We start from the raw sequence: 15,640 nt of genomic DNA, 5'->3' as shown, positions 1-15,640 counted from the left end.
CCGCGTCAGAGTCCCTGCGCTACGCACAGATGGCGGCGTCGGCCGACGTGTACGAGGCATAGCCGCCGGCGTCGCCCGACGCCGGTTCGTAGTAGCGGCCTTGGGAGTCCCGGCGCATCTTGCCGATATCACGCACACTGCCGTCGTACTTGATCTGGTCGCCGTCCCAGTAGAGGTGGTCGTCGGCCCTGCCGAACGTCAGCGGACCCACGATCCCGTCGTCGATCAGCCCGCGGTCCTTCTGCCACTTCTTGGTCGCCGCCTCGGTGGCCGGCCCGAACCAGCAGTCGCGGTCACTGTTGGTCAGGTAGCCGTCGGCGTAGAGCACGCCCTGCCACACGAGGACCACGTTGCTGTGGTTGTTGGCCACCCGGGACAGCGGCCCCTCGTCCCCCCAGTCGTCATTGATGCCACCGGTACCGACGATGTATCCCTGCACGACGCTCGCACTGGAGGGGGCGGCGGTCAGCAGTCCTGCGGTCAGCGCCGAGACGACGGCGATGGCCGCCTTGGTCCGTGCACGCACAACGGTCCCCTTCTGTCGGTGAGCTGCTGCGAATCGCACGTCAGTCTCCGGCTGCCCGGCCACCCGGTGTACCTGCAACGTTCGAGGTACCCCTGTGGTCCGTCCATGACCACGGTGGACCCCCACCTCCGGAAGGGGACGTCACGTGGCAGACGAGATGGTCCGCAGGGCCCAGAGATTCGTGAACACCGTCTATGGCGAAGACAAGATCGGCATGAAGGTCGACGAGGACGGCAACACGGGCTGGGACCTGATGTACGCCCTGACCCGAGCCCTCCAGTACGAGCTCGGTATCACCGCTCTGTCGAACAACTTCGGTCCGACGACGTTGTCCAGGCTCCAGTCGAAATGGCCGAGCATCGGCCATCTCGACACCCCGGCCAACGTCACCATGATCATCCAGTCCGCGCTCTACGCCAAGGGCTACGACGGCAGCAACATCAACGGCGTCTACGACGACCGGACCGCCGCCGCGATCACCCTCATGAAGCAGCGGATGGGCGTCGCCGGTGCCTTCCCCGGGTCGGACCTCGTCCCCAAGGTCTTCAAGGCCCTGCTGACGATGGACGCCTATGTGGTGGTGAACAACGGATCCGAGACGGTCCGCGACATCCAGCGGTGGCTCAACGGCCGCTACGTCAAGCGCCGCGACTTCTTCGTCATGCCGTGCGACGGCCACTTCTCCCGTGCCGTCGCCAAGTCCATGATCTACGCCGTCCAGTACGAGATGGGCATGTCCGACGGCGTCGCGGACGGCTGGTTCGGCAACGACACGGAAGCCGGGCTTCAGGAACACGTCCTGTCCGTCGGATCCACGGGAAACTGGGTACGCCTCTTCTCCGCGGCGATGCTCTTCAACCAGCGCTTCAACGCGTTCACCGCGGCCTTCGAGAGCACCCTGTCCACCGCCGTCAGCAGTTTCCAGCGGTTCGCGGCACTTCCCGTCACCGGGAAGGGAGACGTCCAGACCTGGGCATCACTGCTGGTCTCCTACGGTGACCAGGACCGCAAGGGAGCCGCCTGCGACGGCGTCACCAGGATCACCAACGCCCGCGCCGCGACCCTGAAGTCCGAGGGCGTCGAGATCGTCGGCCGCTATCTCAACCCGGGCGGAAGCGAGCTGCCGGAGAAACAGATCCAGCCCGGCGAGCTCGACACCATCGCCGTCAACGGCCTGCGCTGTTTCCCGATCTACCAGACGTGGAACCGCGTCGTCGACGACTTCTCCTACGGTGCGGGTGTGCACGCCGCGCTCGCGGCCATCGACTGGGCGAAGTTCCACGGCTTCAAGGACGGCACCACCATCTACTTCGCCGTCGACTACGACGCCGTCGACCGGGAGGTCACCGACTACATCATCCCGCACTTCAAGGGGGTCTTCCGGACCGTCGGCGAGAACTCCTCCTACAACGTGGGCATTTACGGTCCTCGCAATGTCTGTCAGCGCGTCGCGAACCAGGGTTACGCCGTCACGAGCTTCGTCTCCGACATGTCGAGCGGGTTCTCCGGCAACCTCGGTTACCCCCTTCCCGCCAACTGGGCCTTCGACCAGATCGTCACCAAGTGGATCGGCTCAGGTGACGGCAGGATCGAGGTCGACGTCAACATCGTCTCCGGCCGCGACCGGGGCCAGAAGTCCTTCGACCAGGGCCTGGATCCCACCGGCCTCGACAAGGACTTCGACGACTCCTACCACGACGCCGCTCTGAAGGACGTCCAGGACTACCTGGTGTCGATCGGGGTGCCCGAGACCGGCGGCGACAACTGGAACGACAACGACTGGGCCACCATCGGCGGTATCTCCACCACCGAGGCGTTCGACGCCGTCATCGGCATGGACTGGCTGTTCACCGACCTCGCCAGGGTGCTGCGACTGCGCAAGGCCCTGGTGCAGGCCCCTGTCCTGTGGGAGCTGCGCAAGTGGAACCCGCTGGACAAGTTCGCCGACGACGCGGTCAAGGACGGTGACCGGGACGATTCCAGCACCGGCTGGGGGCAGATCTTCGCCTGGGTGGCCATCGAGGCCCGCAACTACTGCATGGACCAGGGAATCATCAACGGCTCCCGCCTCACCGACGCCGACAAGACGTCCGTGTGGAACCGTCTGCACGACGACCCGTCGTACAACATCAGCACCGCGGCCTATCTCACGATCTACAACGCGCATCAGATCGGCGTCACGCGTCCCGGCCTCAACACGAGCGACGCCGACTCGCAGGACATCCTCGCCCGCTACAACGGCACAGGCGACGGGGCCGAGAAGTACGGGGGCGAACTGATCGGCCTGTACCAGGTCCTGGAGCAGTACAACCGGACCATCCGGACCAGCTGAGAGGCTTCGCCATGAGCACGCACCCCAACCGCCGCTCCGTCCTGGCCGTGGGCACCGCCGCCACGGCCGCGTATCTCCTTCCGAGCGGCACCGCCACGGCGGCCGACCGCACCGCGCCGGCGTCCCGCCCCCGGCCGACGAAGATCCCCCTGTCACAGAACGGCTGGGAGATCCAGAACCGGACCAACCACGCTTCTACGGTCCTGACCCGCTCGGTCTCCGGAACCGGGCTCCGCGTCGACGTTCGGATCGGCCTTCCGGAACTGCTGCTCCTCGACATAGCGCGCCGCTTCCACTACGAGGTCCAGGAACTTCGCGCGGGCGACCTGCAAGGCTGGAGCAGAATCGGCCGCACGCCGCTGACCAGCCCCGCCTCCAACCTGTCCTCGGGCACGGCCCTGCGGATCGTCCCCGGCGCGAGGGCCTCCGGCAGTTACTTCCCGCGGCAGGTCGAGAGAATCCGGGCGATCGTCGCGGACTGCGCGGGGGCGGTCCGCTGGGGCGGTGACGACGACAGCGCGGACCTATCGCTCTACTACCTCACCGCCGGGCCGTCTCCGAAGCCCAGCTCTGCGTGAGCGAGTTGCTGACGAACGTGATCGAGCACGTCGGCGAGGCCACCCCGGTGACCGTCCGTCTGTTCCGCACTCCCGACGGCCGTACCCGCCTGGAGGTCACGGATCCGGACCCGCACGCCTGGCTCATCGCGCGTCACCCGGGCGAGGACGACGAGACGGGCCGCGGCCTGCTCCTGCTCGACGCGGTCGCCCGACGCTGGGGCGTATGGCTGACACCTGGAGGCAAGACGGTGTGGTGCGAGGTGAGCCTCTCCCCTGGCGACCCTGAAACATTTCAGGTTCCCCACCCCTTCCCCCCCCAACCATGATTGCGGCGCGGACAGGTCAGAAGAGAGCCGCACAGCATAGGGAGAGCCACATGTTCCAGAACCGCCCGCTCCTCCGCACCAGGGCAGCCGTTTCCGCAGGAGTCCTCACGGCGAGCCTCCTGGGCGGCATGATCGCCGCCGCACCGTCCACGTTCGCCGCCTCGTATCCGACGTGCAACGGCGTCAAGTCCGTGAAGGCCGGCGGGACTGACACCGTCAATCAGCCGTACTACAAGGGGAACGGCACCAGGGACTGCATCCTGAAGTACGGCAACCAGAGCTCGGCCGTCAAGGAACTTCAGTTCAACCTGAACCACTGCCACGGCCTGAGCACCGGCGGGTTCGACGGCATCTACGGGGACAAGACACGTGAGGCCGTCAAGGCGGTGCAAAGGGACGCGAGGATCGAGGTGGACGGGATCTACGGCCCCGACACCCGCAAGGCGATGGACTGGTACTTCTACCGGAACGGCGACCCCGGGCGCAGCTGCCTGCCCGGTAGCTTCATCGGCTGACCAGGATCCACGAGATCAAGTGGGGTGAGGTCCTGAGCCCGACGACCCTGTAACTATCCAGGTACCGCGCTCCCCTCACGTCCGCCACGATGGCACCGTGCCGCCCCGGGGGGAGTCGGCACAGCCGATGGAGGAGACCGCGAACAGGGGTGCGCGGTCGAGTCCGGGCGCACAGCCGCGGTGAGCGTCACCTTTCCACGCTCACCGCGGCTGTCCCGCCCCCCTCCTCCCCGCCCTGCCGCAGTGGAGACTCCCGCCCGTGCATCCCGCAGCCCGCGTCTTCCAGTTCCTGTTCCTGCTCGGATGGCCGGCGACTCAGCCGGCTCCTGCCTCCGTCGCACGGTCCTACGGCGCCCCCGCCCCGTTCCCGCCGCGTCCGGGACACTTCCCGGCGGCGGGACGATAGCCTCTCATCAGCCAACTGGCGTGGCACGAGAGCACGTTGCGAAGGAAAGAGCAGGTCGGGGGACCCATGACAGACCAGCCACCCGGGTCGCCGTACACCCCGGTGTACGGCGGCACCGCGCTGCCGCAGGCGGGCGCCACCCCGCTGCGCCCCGCCGACCCCGGCCGCATCGGCCCCTACCTGCCCCTCGGCCTCCTCGGCAGCGGCGGCATGGGCCGGGTGTATCTGGCCCGTCCCGCCGACGGAACCCCCGGCCTCGCAGCCGTCAAGGTGATCCGTCCCGAGTACGCCGAGGACCCCCGCTTCCGCCGGCGCTTCGAGCGGGAGGCGTCCCTGCACGCCCGGGTGCGTTCGGCGCAGGCGCCGCAGTTGCTCGGTACCGGGTTCGACGACTCGCTGCTGTGGATGGCGACGCAGTATCTGCCCGGCTTCAACCTGGCCGACGCCGTCCGCGAGTGCGGCACGCTCGCATGCCAGGGGGTCTGGCGGCTGGTCGGCGATCTCGGACAGGCCCTGTCGGCGCTGGCCGTCGCCGGCGTCGTACACCGGGATCTCAAGCCGTCCAACGTGATCCTGTCCCAACAGGGCGCGCACGTCATCGACTTCGGCATCGCGCAGGCCGCCGACAGCAGCGCGATCACCTCCACCGGCAGCAGGGTCGGTACGCCCGCCTTCATGGCGCCCGAGTATCTGCGCGAGGGCCGCTGCGACACCGCCTCCGACGTCTTCTCACTCGCCGGGAGTCTGATCTACGCCGCCACCGGGCACGCCCCGTTCGGCGACGGGACGGGCGTCGACGTGATGCACCGGGTCGCGTTCGAGGAGCCCAAGGCCGACGTCATGGCCGGACTCGCGGCACGGGACGCGGAGCTGGCCGCGCTGCTGTCGGCCTGCCTCTCCAAGGACCCCGCCGGCCGTCCCACCCCGGGCCGGCTGACGGAGGCCGCGGTGGCCGCCGGTCACGGCCGCGTCCCCTCCTGGGACGAGCCGCTGGCCGGCCGGCTGCTGGCCCGACGGCAGGCCTGTGACGTACTCGAACGGGTCCCCGTCCAGCGGCTCGTGCAGGACCAGCAGGGCGCGCACGAGACCGTCCAGTTGCGTACGCGTGCGGGGCACTCGGTCTCGCCGGCCCCCGGCGCCACGCAGGCGTCCACGCTCGGCGACGGCGGCGGACGGAAGCGGCGCAAGGCCTACCTCGCCGCCACGGCCGGTCTCGCCGTGTGCGCCCTCGCCGCGGGCGCCTTCTTCCTCACCCGCCCTGCCGCCGACAACACGGCCCCGGCCGCGGCGACGGCCGCCGAGAGCACCGCCCCCGGCGACGCCTCGTCCTCCCCTTCCCCGACCACCTCGCCCTCCGGCGACAAGGGCAAGGAGAAGGGGGACGGGAAGGGGGACGGGAAGGGGGACGGGAAGGTAAGCGGGAAGGACACCGGCTCGGCTGCGGAGGAGACCGCCGACCCGGACGCGTCCACCGGCGGGACGGACGGCGGAACGCAGGCCGCTCCCACCGACGAGACCTCCGCCCCGTCCGACGGCGGCACCAGCGGCAGCGGAGGCGGCGGCAACGCCCCGTCCCCCACCCCCACCAAGACCGCCACCACACCCGCCACCCCGCCCTGGCTCTCCGACTGCACCCACTACTCCGGCACCGAACTCACCGACCGGGGCGACAGGGGGCAGCGCGTCCTCCAGGTGCAGTGCATGCTCACCAAGCGCGGCTACAGCGTCGGCGGGTCCGGAGTGGACGGCGAGTTCGGGGCGGACACGGAGTCGGCGGTCAGGCTGTTCCAGAGCGACAAGGGGCTGGCCGTCGACGGCGAGGTCGGGCCCGACACCTGGGCGGCGCTGCGCCGTTCGTCATGACGGCGACCTGAACGGGCGAGGGCCCGCCGGTCACCGACCGGCGGGCCCCACAAGCAGGTGCGGCTCAGTGGAAGAAGTGCCGCGTCCCCGTGAAGTACATCGTGATGCCGGCCTTCTGCGCCGCCTCCACGACCAGCTCGTCGCGGACCGAACCGCCGGGCTGGACGATGGCCTTGACACCGGCCTCGCCCAGGACGTCGATGTTGTCCGGGAACGGGAAGAACGCGTCCGAGGCGACGTACGAGCCCCGGGCCCGCTCGGCCCCGGCCCGCTCGACCGCCAGCTTGCAGGAGTCGACCCGGTTGACCTGGCCCATGCCGACGCCGACGGACGCGCCGTCCTTGGCGAGCAGGATGGCGTTGGACTTGACGGCCCGGCACGCCTTCCAGGCGAAGGCGAGCTCGGCGAGCTCGTCGGCGGAGAGGGCCTCGCCGGTCGCGAGGGTCCAGTTGGCGGGGTCGTCGCCGTCGGCCTGGAAGGTGTCGGTGATCTGGGCGAGCCCGCCGCCGTCGATCGGCTTGAACTCCGCGACCAGCTCGGGTGCTTCGGGGCAGCGCAGGACGCGGATGTTCTTCTTCTTCGCGAGGGCGTCGAGCGCGCCCGGCTCGTAGTCGGGGGCGACGATGACCTCGGTGAAGATCTCGGCGACCTGCTCCGCCATCTCCTTGCTGACCGGCCGGTTGACCGCGATCACGCCGCCGAACGCGGACAGCGGGTCACAGGCGTGCGCCTTGCGATGCGCCTCGGCGACGTCCGCGCCGATCGCGATGCCGCACGGGTTGGCGTGCTTGATGATCGCGACGCAGGGCTCGTCGTGGTCGTACGCGGCACGGCGGGCGGCGTCCGTGTCGGTGTAGTTGTTGTACGACATCTCCTTGCCGTGCAGCTGCTCGGCCTGGGCCAGACCGCCGCAGCCGCCTGTGTAGAGGGCGGCGGGCTGGTGCGGGTTCTCGCCGTAGCGCAGGACCTGCTTGCGCTGGTACGTCACGCCGAGGAACTCGGGGAACTCCGCGCCGTCGCCCGCGTAGTCCGCGGCGAACCATGCGGCAACCGCCACGTCGTACTCGGCGGTGTGCCGGAACGCCTCGGCGGCGAGCTTCTTGCGGGCACCCAGGTCGAACCCGCCGGAGGCGACCGCGGTGAGCACGTCGGCGTAACGGTCGGGGCTGGTCACGACCGCCACCGAGGGGTGGTTCTTGGCGGCGGCACGGACCATCGACGGACCGCCGATGTCGATCTGCTCGACGCACTCGTCGGGCGAGGCACCGGAGGCGACGGTCGCCTCGAACGGGTAGAGGTTGACCACGACGAGGTCGAACGGCTCGACACCCAGCTCGGCCAGCTGCCGCTGGTGGTCCTCCAGGCGCAGGTCGGCGAGGATGCCGGCGTGCACGCGCGGGTGCAGGGTCTTGACCCGGCCGTCCAGGCACTCGGGGAAGCCGGTGAGCTCCTCGACCTTGGTGACCGGGACACCGGCCGCGGCGATCTTGGCGGCCGTGGAGCCGGTCGAGACGAGCTCGACGCCCGCCTCGTGCAGGCCGCGCGCGAGGTCTTCCAGACCGGTCTTGTCGTAGACGCTGACGAGCGCCCGGCGAATGGCCCGCTTGTTGCTCTCGGCGGTGGCGGTCACTGGATAACTACCTTTCGTCCCTCAATGCGATAGCCGTTACGGGCGAGCCGCCCCACGACCTCGACGAGCAGCCTTCGCTCGACTTCCTTGATGCGCTCGTGCAGAGCGCTCTCGTCGTCCTCGTCCCGGATCTCCACCACGCCCTGGGCGATGATCGGTCCGGTGTCGACGCCGTCGTCGACGAAGTGGACGGTGCAGCCGGTGACCCGGGCGCCGTACGCGAGGGCGTCGCGGACGCCGTGGGCGCCGGGAAAACTGGGGAGCAGGGCCGGGTGGGTGTTGACGAACCGGCCGCCGAAGCGCGCGAGGAACTCCTTCCCCACGATCTTCATGAACCCGGCGGAGACCACGAGGTCGGGCTCGTGGGCGGAGACGGCGTCGGCGAGCGCCGCGTCCCACTCCTCACGGCTGCCGTAGTCCTTGACCTTCCGCACGAAGGTGGGCAGTCCGGCACGCTCGGCCCGCGCGAGCCCCTCGATGTTCTCGCGGTCCGCGCCGACGGCCACGATCTCGGCGCCGTACGCCTCGGGACCGACGGCGGCGATCTCGTCGAGCAGCGCCTGAAGGTTGGTGCCGGATCCGGAGACCAGCACGACGAGGCGCTTGGCCACGGTGGAGCCCTTTCTCGGTGAGCGTCTTTGTATGGTCGTACGAATGCTTCGCGCCCTCGGATACGGGGAAGTCTACGAAGCGGCCGACCGTCAGCAACGATACCGGCACTCCCGACGCCCCCCACGGGACGGGGGCCTGGCCGGAAGGTAGCGTCTGGGGGGAGCCGGACCCGGGAACGCCGTGGTGGTGTGGTGCGTTCACGAGGTGACAGCTCATGTCGGATCAGTCGTTCACCAAGATCAGTCGTTCACCAAGGGGAAGACGCTCACTTGATGTCGGACCGCAGCCTGCGACTCCTCACCCTCCCTCCGCAGTCAGCGCAGGGAGGGAAGCGTGACGCCGTCCTGCTGCGCGAGCGGCCCGCCTCGCCGCCCGACGCGCCCTCGGACAAGCCGTCCGGCGACGAACCGAGCAGTGGCACCCAGGACGACAACAACCCCTTCGCCCCGCCGCCGGAGGGCACGCCCGACCGCCCCTGGCAGCCGCGGCGCCCGTCCGGCGAGGACGGCTCACAGGGGTCCGACCAGGGCGGCGGCCACTCGCCCTGGGGCAACCAGTGGAGCGACCGCCAGCCGGGCCGCTCCCCCAGCGGCTTCGGCGACCACCCCCGAGGCACCGGCCAGGACGGCCCCGGGAACGGCACCCCGGGCACCGGCATGCGCTGGGACCCCACCGACCCCGCCCAGCGCCGCGCTCGTTACGCCCTGCTCTCCGGCATGTGGGCCTTCTTCTTCGCCCTGTTCAGCTGGCCGTACGTGGCTCTGCTCCTGGGCGCGCTGGCCCTGTACTGGGGCATCAGCAGCCTCCGCACCAAGCCCCGCACCCCCGACCCGGACACCCCGGCCGCGCCCCGGCCCACCGGCCGCCCCCAGACGACGGCGGCGGTGAGCGGCCTGGTCACGGCGTCCCTGGCCATCGCGGTGGTGGCCGCCGGGTTCACGGCGCAGATGGTGTACAGCGACTACTACACGTGCACGAACGACGCGCTGACCAACGAGGCCAAGCAGTCGTGCGACGAGCATTTGCCTGAGGAGCTGCGGGGGGTTCTGGGCACAGGGGACTGACGGGTTCCACCGCTGTCCGCCGACCTGGGTCATTGCGAGGCCGGTGCCTCAGGAGTCTCCGGGGTGTCAGGTACCTCGGCGGCCTCCCCGGGCTCCGGCGGTTCCTGTGGATCCGATGCCTCCTTCATCGCCGCCCAGCGCGCCGCGCGTGCGTCCTCGTCGTGCCAGGGCGAGGGCGGTGACTCCGGTGACGGATCCGGTGAGGGCACGGGTGAACGCCCGGGTGAGGGCTCGGCGGGCGGGAAGCCGTCCGGTTCGAAGGTCGTGTCGTGGTCGTACGCCCCGTACGGGACCTCCTGGGCACCCGCCTCGTACGGCCCGTCCTCGTCGTACGCCGCCGCGGACCCGGCCTCCTGGTCCTTGCCCTGCGGGCCGGCCTGGTCCTGTGCCAACGCCGTGAAGGGCCCTTCCTCGCCGTAGGCGGAGTGGTGCGTCTCCGAGTCCGTCGACGCACCTTTGCCGTTCGCCGGCTTCCTGGGCTTCTGCGACTTCTCCGATTTCGCCTCCTCGACGCGGGGCTTACCGATGAGAGCCTCCCGCGCCCCCGTCCCCGTCTCGCTCACTCGAGTCGTCCCCGGCGCCCAACCCGTCCGGCACCGCCACCCGCGCACCACCACCGCCACGGGAACCGCCACCACCGCGACCCACGCCAGCGTCGCCGCCCCCACCTGCCACCACACCGGCCCGAACTGCGCCAGCACCCCGCGCCCCAGCGGTCCGCCCGACAGCGCGGCCAGCACCGCGACCACGGCCGCGCAGAACACGGCCGCCAGCAGCGCGACCCCGGCGGTCCGCCCCGGCGCCCAGGCCACGGCGGGCGCACGCCCGGCCCGGGACCCCGCCGTCGTGGAAGTCCGCCGCTCCTCGTACCCGCCGCCCCACCCCGCCGCGAACGACCCCACCACCGCACCCGCCGCCACCGGCACCGCTCCCACAGCCCACTGCAACGGCCAGCCCGCCCCCGCCCCCGGCACCGCCTCCAGCAACGGCAGCGGCGGCAGCAGCGGCGCGGGCGCCGAGGACAGCGGACCCACGACATGCCCCGCGCCGAGCACGAACCCGGGTCCGAGGGCGTACGAGGCCGCCCACACCGCCGCGTTCGGCACGAGGGCCGCGCACAGCAGCAGTACCGCGAACCGCCCCGACCAGCCCGCCGTCAGCTCCAGGAACGACGCCCGTGCCGCCCCGCCGTGCCACACCAGGGAGCCGCACACCAGCACCGCCCCGCCGCCGACGAGCGCCGCCGCCCCGGCCCCGGCCGCCCGGGCCGCCGCGCCGAGACGGGCGGGCGCCTCCGCGCCGGGCACCAGCCGCCGTACTTGCGTCGGCATCACGCCGAGCACACCGTCGGCGGCCTCCGGCCGGCGCTCACACGCCGTCCACACCCCCACGCCCGCCGCCGCCATCGTGACCAGGGGCACGCACAGCGCGGTCCAGAACCACGCAGGCCGCAGCTCACCCCCGGTGGCGTAGGCCGCGGCCGCCGCCCCGACGCCGAGGTAGCCGAGCACGACACCCGTCCACGCCGTACGCCCCGACACCAACGGCGCCCCGTCGCCGCCGTCCGCCGCCGCGTCTCGGGCCGCCCGGTGCACCAGCCACACCGGCAGCATCAGCAGCAGCAGTGGTGTGACGCCGACCGGGGCGGGGACGCCGGAGAGGGTATCGGCGCGGACCAGTTCGGCGCCGTGCGCCAGGAGCCACAGCACGGCGGCGACCTGGAGCGCGCCGCCCGGCCCGCTGTCCGGGTAGGGCGAGCTGATCCACAGCGCGATCACCAGTACGGCGAGCACGCCGAGCCCCAACCCGGCGGCCACGGCGCCGTTCAGCAGGCTGGCGCCCAGTCCGGGCATTCGGTAGCGGATGCGAGTGAGCAGGGACGACAGGGGCGTTCGACGAGCGGTCATCTCGATCACGAGCGCCATGCTCCCAACGACACGCGCTTTCCCGTCGTAACAGGCGAACCTCCGATGTGTCGCTCAATATATGTTTATGTACCTTTTCAACCGAAGGGGCGTACGGTGACGCAATTGACGCAGGATCAGGGCTCGGGAAGCCGCAGGGGAACCTGAGGTGACGGCGCGTCAGCGGTCCGAGGACCAACATCTGCCCCCGACCCCGGAACCCCGCCCGGAACACCCCCTCACCCCCGCCCAGGCCTTCGACGCGCTCTACGCCTTCTGCGCACCCGCCCTCGTACGGCAGACGTACCTGCTCACCGGGCGCCGTGAACTCGCCCGCGAATCGGTCGAGCGGGCCTTCCAGGTCGCCTGGCAGCGTTGGCCCGAGGTGGCGCGCGACCGGGATCCGGCGGGCTGGGTGCGGGCGACGGCGTACGACTTCGCGCTCTCCCCCTGGCACCGGTTCCGTCCCCGCTACCGGCACCCCGAACCCCCGCCGTCCGACGCGTCCGACCGTGCCCTGCTGGACGTACTGCTCAAACTCCCGCCGCCCCAGCGCCGCACGCTGCTCCTGTACGACGGGGTGGGCCTCGACCTGCCCGAGACGGCGGCGGAGACCGAGGCGACCACACCGGCGGCCGCGAACCGTCTCCTGCACGCCCGCGCCTCGGTCGCCGACCGCCTTCCGGGCCTGTCCGACCCCGCCGAACTCCACGAGCGCCTGGCCGAACTGGCCTCCACGGAGCGGCTGCGCGCGCCCAAGCCGGCGACGGTGCGCGACGGCAGCGAACGCCGGGCCCGTTTCTGGACGCGTGCCGCCATCGCGTTCACGGTGGCCCTCATCGGCACGACGGCGCTCACCCTGCGGACGGCTCCGACCCAGTACGAGCCCCCTGTGCCACCGGGGGCGACGGTGCGGGGGGTGCCGCCCAGGGTGGCGCCGGGGCCCCTGTCGGAGAAGGAGCTGAAGCTGAGGGCGAAGCTGCGCGAGGAGATGCAGAACGGCCCGGAGCGCCTGTTTCCTGCCGGAAGCTGAGCAACTCGCCGTTGCCGCTGCGGCCGTCCTCCGGCTGCGGGCCCGTCGTGGCTGGTCGCGCCCACGCGGCGGAGCCGCACATCAATACAGCCCCGCGCCCCTGGGGCGTTGCAGTCCGCCTGGCCTGCGGGGCAGTCGCGCCGCTGGGGCGGCACGGGTGGGCGCAGGCGGCACCCCGTCAGCGCGGCGAGCGTGAACGCCGGTGGGCCCGCCCCCACGCAGGGAACGGGCCCACCGACATCAGCTGAGTGCCGTGAAGCTTCAGCCGCCCAGGATCTCGCGGGCGAGCTTGGCCGTCTCGGTCGGGGTCTTGCCGACCTTGACGCCCGCGGCCTCCAGGGCCTCCTTCTTCGCCTGGGCGGTGCCGGAGGAACCGGAGACGATGGCACCGGCGTGGCCCATGGTCTTGCCCTCGGGGGCGGTGAAGCCCGCGACGTAGCCGACGACCGGCTTGGTCACGTTCTTCGCGATGAAGTCCGCGGCCCGCTCCTCGGCGTCGCCACCGATCTCGCCGATCATCACGATCAGGTCGGTGTCGGCGTCGGCCTCGAACGCGGCGAGCGCGTCGATGTGCGTGGTGCCGATGATCGGGTCGCCACCGATGCCGACGGCGGTCGAGAAGCCGATGTCGCGCAGCTCGTACATCATCTGGTACGTCAGCGTGCCCGACTTCGAGACCAGACCGATACGGCCCGGCTTGGTGATGTCGCCCGGGATGATGCCGACGTTCGACTGGCCCGGCGTGATGATGCCGGGGCAGTTCGGGCCGATGATGCGGGTCTTGTTGCCCTTCTTGCCCGCGTACGCCCAGAACGCCGCCGAGTCGTGCACGGCGATGCCCTCGGTGATCACGACGGCCAGGGGGATCTCGGCGTCGATGGCCTCGACGACGGCGTCCTTGGTGAACTTCTCCGGCACGAAGATGACGGAGACGTTGGCGCCGGTCTTCTCGATGGCCTCCTTGACGGTGCCGAAGACCGGTACCTCGGTGCCGTCGAAGTCCACGGAGGTGCCCGCCTTGCGCGGGTTCACGCCGCCCACGACCTCGGTGCCGTCACCGAGCATGAGCTTGGTGTGCTTCATGCCGGTGGCGCCGGTCATGCCCTGGACGATGACCTTGCTGTCCTTGTTGAGCCAGATAGCCATGGTGTGTTCTGTCCTCGTCCTGAGTGCTTACTTGGCGGCGTGGGCCAGCTCGGCGGCCTTGTCGGCCGCGCCGTCCATGGTGTCGACGCGCTGGACCAGCGGGTGGTTGGCGTCGGTGAGGATCTGCCGGCCGAGCTCGGCGTTGTTGCCGTCGAGACGGACGACGAGCGGCTTGGTGACCTCCTCGCCGCGGTCCTCCAGCAGCTTCAGGGCCTGGACGATGCCGTTGGCGACCTCGTCACAGGCGGTGATGCCACCGAAGACGTTGACGAAGACGGACTTGACGTCCGGGTCGCCGAGGATGATCTCCAGACCGTTGGCCATGACCTGGGCGGAGGCGCCACCGCCGATGTCCAGGAAGTTGGCCGGCTTGACGTTGCCGTGGTTCTCACCGGCGTACGCGACGACGTCCAGCGTCGACATGACCAGACCGGCACCGTTGCCGATGATGCCGACCTCGCCGTCGAGCTTGACGTAGTTGAGGTTCTTCTCCTTAGCGGCGGCCTCGAGCGGGTTGGCCGCGGCCTTGTCGTGCAGCTCGTCCCAGTCGTGACGGAACTCGGCGTTGTCGTCGAGCGACACCTTGCCGTCCAGGGCGAGGACGTCACCGGAGGCGACCTTCGCGAGCGGGTTGACCTCGACGAGGAGGGCGTCCGACTTGATGAAGGTGTCCCACAGCGTGATGAGGACGTTCACGACCTTGTCCGCGACCTCGGCCGGGAACTTGGCGGCCTCGACGATCTCGCGGGCCTTGGCCTCGTCCACGCCGTCGATGGCGTCGATCGCGATCTTGGCGACGGCCTCCGGACGGGTGGCCGCCACCTCCTCGATCTCCATGCCGCCCTCGACGGAGGCGATGGAGAGGAAGGTGCGGTTGGCACGGTCGAGGAGGAAGGAGACGTAGTACTCCTCCAGGATCTCCGGGGCCGTCTCGGCGATCATCACCTTGTGGACCGTGTGGCCCTTGATGTCCATGCCGAGGATGTCCGTCGCGCGGGCGACGGCCTCGTCCGGGGTGGCGGCGAGCTTCACGCCACCGGCCTTGCCACGGCCTCCGACCTTCACCTGTGCCTTGACGACGGACTTGCCACCGAGGCGCTCAGTGGCTGCGCGGGCCGCCTCAGGCGTGTCGATGACTTCACCGGCCAGCACCGGTACATCGTGCTTGGCGAAGAGGTCCCTCGCCTGGTACTCGAACAGGTCCACGCGCTTCCGTCCCTATCAGTGATCTCGCGGTTCGTTGGATGCGTGGGCGTGCCGCGAAGGGCAACGTGACGTCCGCCGTCTGTCACAAGGGAGGCGCACACGGTGTCCGAGCGCGCGGCATGTCCGTCTCGCAGGTTATCGCTGGTTGCGGAGGGCCCCTAAATCGAGGGTCACACATGAGCGGTGATACCTGTCACATGATGCCGCGAGCAGCGAAGATCTCTGGCACGGCGTGCCGACTGTGAGCTAACGGGAACCTGCCGGGCACACACCGCGGAAGGACCACACCGACGCGGAAGGACCACACCGGATACAGGGAAGGACCTCACCGGGTTGGGGTTGACCCGGTGAGGTCCCTTGAACAGCCCGAAGGGGCACGAATGGGCCGCCCCTGTGGGCTCTGGCCGGGATGACCCCCACCCCAATGGGGACCACCCCGGCCGGTCCGCGGGGTTCCGGTCGGACAGGCCGACGGTTTTCGGCCGTCCGGGTCCATCCGCCCCGCGGAGTCGGTCGG

13 protein-coding genes are annotated in these 15,640 nt (G+C 70.5%); 7 read left to right on the top strand and 6 right to left on the bottom strand.

Annotated features, from left to right (window positions below; genetic code table 11):
* Window positions 1-19 precede the first annotated feature (19 nt).
* Complete coding sequence (locus tag KUM44_RS27825; RefSeq protein ID WP_217212204.1) at window positions 20-526, bottom strand: peptidoglycan-binding protein; 507 nt, start codon at window positions 524-526, stop codon at window positions 20-22.
* A 145-nt stretch (window positions 527-671) separates the two neighbouring features.
* On the opposite strand from KUM44_RS27825, the gene KUM44_RS27820 reads away from it, so the two are divergent.
* The 5 genes from KUM44_RS27820 to KUM44_RS27800 all read left to right on the top strand — a co-directional run bounded on the left by KUM44_RS27820 (window position 672) and on the right by KUM44_RS27800 (window position 6,528).
* Window positions 672-2,858, top strand: a complete 2,187-nt coding sequence (locus KUM44_RS27820; protein ID WP_217212202.1) for a glycoside hydrolase domain-containing protein — start codon at window positions 672-674, stop codon at window positions 2,856-2,858.
* An 11-nt stretch (window positions 2,859-2,869) separates the two neighbouring features.
* The gene (locus KUM44_RS27815) at window positions 2,870-3,436 is read left to right on the top strand and encodes a hypothetical protein (RefSeq protein WP_217212200.1); all 567 of its coding nucleotides are present in this window, start codon (window positions 2,870-2,872) and stop codon (window positions 3,434-3,436) included.
* Window positions 3,433-3,744 (top strand): ATP-binding protein, encoded by a 312-nt coding sequence (locus KUM44_RS27810; RefSeq protein WP_374202083.1) that lies wholly within the window; start codon window positions 3,433-3,435, stop codon window positions 3,742-3,744. The genes KUM44_RS27815 and KUM44_RS27810 overlap by 4 nt, the downstream gene beginning before the upstream one ends.
* Before the next feature lie 50 nt (window positions 3,745-3,794).
* Window positions 3,795-4,259, top strand: a complete 465-nt coding sequence (locus tag KUM44_RS27805; protein ID WP_217212198.1) for a peptidoglycan-binding protein — start codon at window positions 3,795-3,797, stop codon at window positions 4,257-4,259.
* 472 nt (window positions 4,260-4,731) lie between these two features.
* Window positions 4,732-6,528, top strand: coding sequence for a serine/threonine-protein kinase (locus KUM44_RS27800; protein ID WP_217212196.1), 1,797 nt, complete (start codon window positions 4,732-4,734; stop codon window positions 6,526-6,528).
* 64 nt (window positions 6,529-6,592) lie between these two features.
* Here KUM44_RS27800 and purH read toward each other — a convergent pair whose 3' ends face one another.
* A complete protein-coding gene (purH, locus tag KUM44_RS27795; protein WP_217212194.1) occupies window positions 6,593-8,158 on the bottom strand; it encodes a bifunctional phosphoribosylaminoimidazolecarboxamide formyltransferase/IMP cyclohydrolase in 1,566 nt (521 codons plus the stop codon).
* On the bottom strand, window positions 8,155-8,769 hold the full coding sequence (purN, locus tag KUM44_RS27790; protein ID WP_217212192.1) for a phosphoribosylglycinamide formyltransferase: 615 nt from the start codon (window positions 8,767-8,769) through the stop codon (window positions 8,155-8,157). The genes purH and purN overlap by 4 nt, the downstream gene beginning before the upstream one ends.
* 273 nt (window positions 8,770-9,042) lie before the next feature.
* Between purN and KUM44_RS27785 the strand changes: the two genes are divergently transcribed.
* Entirely contained in the window at window positions 9,043-9,834 is a 792-nt protein-coding gene (locus tag KUM44_RS27785) for a hypothetical protein (protein WP_217212191.1), read from the top strand.
* 29 nt (window positions 9,835-9,863) lie between these two features.
* Here the strand turns inward: KUM44_RS27785 and KUM44_RS27780 are convergent, their stop codons facing one another.
* The gene (locus KUM44_RS27780; RefSeq protein ID WP_217212189.1) at window positions 9,864-11,759 is read right to left on the bottom strand and encodes a DUF6350 family protein; all 1,896 of its coding nucleotides are present in this window, start codon (window positions 11,757-11,759) and stop codon (window positions 9,864-9,866) included.
* A 148-nt stretch (window positions 11,760-11,907) separates the two neighbouring features.
* Between KUM44_RS27780 and KUM44_RS27775 the strand changes: the two genes are divergently transcribed.
* Entirely contained in the window at window positions 11,908-12,771 is an 864-nt protein-coding gene (locus KUM44_RS27775; protein WP_374202082.1) for a sigma factor-like helix-turn-helix DNA-binding protein, read from the top strand.
* Window positions 12,772-13,032: 261 nt separating this feature from the next.
* Here the strand turns inward: KUM44_RS27775 and sucD are convergent, their stop codons facing one another.
* Both sucD and sucC read right to left on the bottom strand, forming a co-directional pair.
* Window positions 13,033-13,917, bottom strand: a complete 885-nt coding sequence (gene sucD / locus KUM44_RS27770) for a succinate--CoA ligase subunit alpha (protein ID WP_217212187.1) — start codon at window positions 13,915-13,917, stop codon at window positions 13,033-13,035.
* A gap of 27 nt (window positions 13,918-13,944) precedes the next feature.
* Window positions 13,945-15,123, bottom strand: a complete 1,179-nt coding sequence (sucC, locus tag KUM44_RS27765; RefSeq protein WP_217212185.1) for an ADP-forming succinate--CoA ligase subunit beta — start codon at window positions 15,121-15,123, stop codon at window positions 13,945-13,947.
* Between the last annotated feature and the right edge of the window lie 517 nt (window positions 15,124-15,640).

The sequence above is a fragment of the Streptomyces sp. AC550_RSS872 genome (assembly GCF_019049285.1).
Taxonomy (GTDB): domain Bacteria; phylum Actinomycetota; class Actinomycetes; order Streptomycetales; family Streptomycetaceae; genus Streptomyces.
The sequence above is the reverse complement of the archived record's forward strand: the minus strand, read 5'-3'. Positions and strand labels throughout refer to the sequence as shown.